This window comes from Vibrio sp. Y176 (genome assembly GCF_033438945.1).
On sequence record NZ_JAWOQS010000984.1, the window covers coordinates 1 to 556 of the forward strand.

1 protein-coding gene is annotated in these 556 nt (G+C 48.2%); it reads right to left on the bottom strand.

All coding sequences use genetic code 11. The annotated features are described in order from the left end of the window. Positions 1–553, bottom strand: a 553-nt coding sequence (locus tag R7O13_RS29770) for a PTS transporter subunit EIIC (RefSeq protein WP_318305579.1), incomplete at its 3' end; no start/stop codon positions are given. Positions 554–556 lie beyond the last annotated feature (3 nt).

The window sequence follows — 556 nt, forward strand, 5'->3', positions numbered from 1 at the left end:
TTAGAGCACGGTTAAGCGTACCGTATACAAACTGACCGATTGCGCCAGAAGTAGAGATACCGTGAGCAAGTGCATCTAGACCACCTTGGATTGTTGGCCATACAATACCTGAAACAGCACCAGCAACTAGGGCGAACAAACCAGCCATAATTGGCACTAGGCGCTTACCAGAGAAGAATGCTAGCCACTCAGGAAGGCGTGTTGCATGGAAAGCGTTGTAAGAATGGCCAGCAATGATACCTGCGATGATACCACCGAAGAATGACATGTTAACTGACGCATCGATTGTTGACGCTGTCGCAGTAAGTACGAAGTACGCAACCGCACCAGCAAGACCTGCAGCACCTTGACCGTCTTTTGATAAGCCGATCGCGATACCTAGACCAAATAACAATGGAAGGTTAGAGAAGATTGAGTTACCGGCTTGTGCCATAAACGCGATGTCAAATACATCAGGTTGGCCCAAGCGCAGTAACAAGCCTGCGATTGGCAAAGTCGCGATAGGAAGCATAAGAGCTTTACCTAACTTCTGCGCGTATCCGAGAATATTCACCTT